The sequence below is a fragment of the Janthinobacterium sp. CG_23.3 genome, from assembly GCF_046115965.1.
GTDB lineage: Bacteria > Pseudomonadota > Gammaproteobacteria > Burkholderiales > Burkholderiaceae_D > Janthinobacterium.
Genome location: NZ_JBJXIB010000244.1, coordinates 1 through 2,550, shown reverse-complemented (window position 1 = coordinate 2,550; position 2,550 = coordinate 1). Strand labels below are relative to the sequence as shown.

The following is a 2,550-nucleotide window of genomic DNA, read 5'->3' as shown; positions in this document are numbered from 1 at the left end:
TCACTGGCCGCGCCCTACCTCACTGGCATGTCAAGCTTTTTATTGTATTTCGCTCTACTTTTAAAGAAAAATTCTTAACTTGGGTGGATTGCCCACGCGGGGCGGGATCTGCTGCGCCCTTCAGTCATAGCAACGACTGGATCGGGAAGAAATCTGCTCATCGCCAGCTTCATTCTAACGAATCTGCCTCATCCAACGTGTCGTTCAATTACGCGTACATATCCCTGCAACGTCCAGTAGTTTCACCCTATACGGATAATTAATTTACTGTAAACATTTCACAGCGCATAATCTTGGATATATACTAATTACACTTTCATGGCGGCACATCTTCGTCTCGATTGATTAACTTCGCCCCTTTTCTGGAGCTGAAGTCCTGGGCGGTATTTGTTTCGAGGTTGGCGACGAGTAAATTGTCAACTCGATTCCTTAACTCGCCTATCACTTTTTACATTGGTAAACAAATCGGACCGGCTGTCTGCTGGATTTGCACGGCCATCGCTTTGTGAAATACCGAAAACAAGGAAATTATAGTGTTTGGATTTGCTTTTTTTATTGCGATGTATTTGCTCGGCAATTATTTGTCCAGCCAGTTTTCTTTGCCAATACCCGGCTCAATTATCGGATTCGGGCTGGTTTTTATTCTGTTGACGATACGTGGCAAAGTGGATGCGCCATTGAAGGAGGCGTCCGATTCCATGCTGCGCTATCTGGCGCTGATGCTGGTTCCGATCGGCGTAGGGGTAATGAAATTGATCGGCGCGGTGCCACCTGGAATTTCCAAGCTGTTGCTGGTTCTGGTGGTCGCGCTGGTGGTCGGCGGCGTTGCAACGGCCAAAATCACGCAATGGCTGTTGGCTCGGCATGTGGGCCGCTCTAACGATTCCACGGTCCCAGCCACGGCGGCCCTCCAAAAAGCCGGAGCCGCCCAATGATAGCGCCGACTACTTCACTCGGTTTAATTGCCGTGACGGTGGCGGCGTTCGCAGCCGGAAGTTCTATTTACCTTCGCTCGGGAAAAATCCCGGTTCTGCAGCCCGTGCTGATCGCCATCTTGGCCATCGTCATCATGCTGCTGCTGACCGGATTACCCTACGACGAGTATTTTGAAGGGACCAGTCCGTTGCACAACTTGCTCGGGCCGACCATCGTGGCACTGGCGGTGCCGCTGTTTGAAAATTTACGCAAAGCACGTGCCGTCCTCCTGCCCCTGTTGGGCTCGGTATTACTGGGCGGGATTGCCGTCACCGGCAGCGCGCTGCTGCTGGGCCAGTTGATCGGCCTCGACACGCTCATGGAATTGTCGTTGACCACCAAGTCCGTGACGGCGCCCATCGCCTTGTCGGTGGCGGAAAAAATCGGCGGCTCGGTTCCGCTCACCATCCTTAGCGTATTCACCACCGGCATTCTCGGCGTGATTGTGACCCCCTCCATTTTGCGCTGGATGAATGTCAAGGACCCCGTCGTGACCGGCTTCACCCTGGGCATGACTTCCCATGCCTTCGGTATCGCCCGCTCGGTTGAACTGGGTTCGGAAGCGGTGGCGTTTGCCACGCTGGGCATGGCCTTGATGGGATGCGGCTCGGCGCTTTTGGTACCCGCTTTATTTCGATTAATTTGATTTACACGCGCGGTCGCACGGCTCCGTGCCGTCGATGCCGCTTTTTCAATCCGTAAAAAGTAAAAATGCCTAATTTATCCGCTTCCAGCACCAAAAATAGCCGTGAAAATCAATTCATCACACGTTTTGACGACATCCGCTCCATGTACGCCGCCTCGACGTCGAAGGAATGGACAGGCCTCGGCGTTGTCAAAAAAGCCTATTCCTTCGACGAATTCCACGACCACTTGGCGGAAATCGCGGGGTTTATTGACGACGACACCTTCGACAAGGTTCGCGTCATCGCCTGCGATCCCACCAAGCACCACTCGATCGCCGAATCGTATGACGCGCATCCAATGCACACCGACGCCAGCTTCGCGGCCACCCAGCTCGAGCGCTTCATGTTGCATTTTAAACATATCGATGACAACCTCGGCGGTGTTTCCACCTTCATGCCCGTGCAATGGATACTCGACGAAATCCCGTTTAAGTATAAAAGGGCATTGGAAATGGCCGAAGTGACCTACGCCAGGTTCAACGGCGCTGGCATGAACAAAGCGGTCCGCGTCCCTATCCTGAATTGGAAAAGCGCCGAGGACGTTGTGTTCCGCTGGCGCTATGACGACAAGGTCAAGCCCTTGGTCGTCGATGCGCGCGGCTTCGAAGCCGAAGCGGCGATTGAATGGGTCAAAGATTTTATCGACAACACGAAACCGATCACCTATTCGGCGCAGCGCGATGAAACCATCCTGGTCGACAACTGCAAATTCCTGCATGGCCGTACGCCGCTGTCGCCAGCCTCGTCGCGCATTGCTTGGCGCGCATGGATTCGTTGAACCAAACCGACAATAAAATGTGACTGTTCAGCCGCTATGCGGCAAGCGGGATAGGATTACCGTTGAAGGCCCGGAGCAGAACCTCAAGCATGCCATGGCCTTGCTTGCGTA

The 2,550-nt window shown here is 53.6% G+C and carries 4 protein-coding genes; all 4 read left to right on the top strand.

The genetic code is table 11. The features are described 5' to 3' along the window. The coding region (locus tag ACFDR9_RS27490) for a hypothetical protein (RefSeq protein WP_409033048.1) at positions 1 to 263 on the top strand (263 nt) is incomplete at its 5' end. A 270-nt stretch (positions 264 to 533) separates the two neighbouring features. Further along, positions 534 to 935, top strand: a complete 402-nt coding sequence (locus ACFDR9_RS27485) for a CidA/LrgA family protein (protein ID WP_409033047.1) — start codon at positions 534 to 536, stop codon at positions 933 to 935. Next, the gene (locus tag ACFDR9_RS27480) at positions 932 to 1,621 is read left to right on the top strand and encodes an LrgB family protein (protein ID WP_026133263.1); all 690 of its coding nucleotides are present in this window, start codon (positions 932 to 934) and stop codon (positions 1,619 to 1,621) included. Before ACFDR9_RS27485 ends, ACFDR9_RS27480 begins: the two co-directional genes overlap by 4 nt. 65 nt (positions 1,622 to 1,686) lie before the next feature. Continuing rightward, positions 1,687 to 2,439: a TauD/TfdA family dioxygenase gene (locus tag ACFDR9_RS27475; RefSeq protein ID WP_081611926.1), complete on the top strand. Its 753-nt coding sequence runs from the start codon at positions 1,687 to 1,689 to the stop codon at positions 2,437 to 2,439. Positions 2,440 to 2,550 lie beyond the last annotated feature (111 nt).

Excerpts from the sequence above, each read along its gene's own strand:
- ACFDR9_RS27480 (WP_026133263.1), top strand. The coding sequence starts at position 932 with ATGATAGCGCCGACTACTTCACTCGGTTTAATTGCCGTGACGGTGGCG.
- ACFDR9_RS27475 (WP_081611926.1), top strand. The coding sequence starts at position 1,687 with ATGCCTAATTTATCCGCTTCCAGCACCAAAAATAGCCGTGAAAATCAA.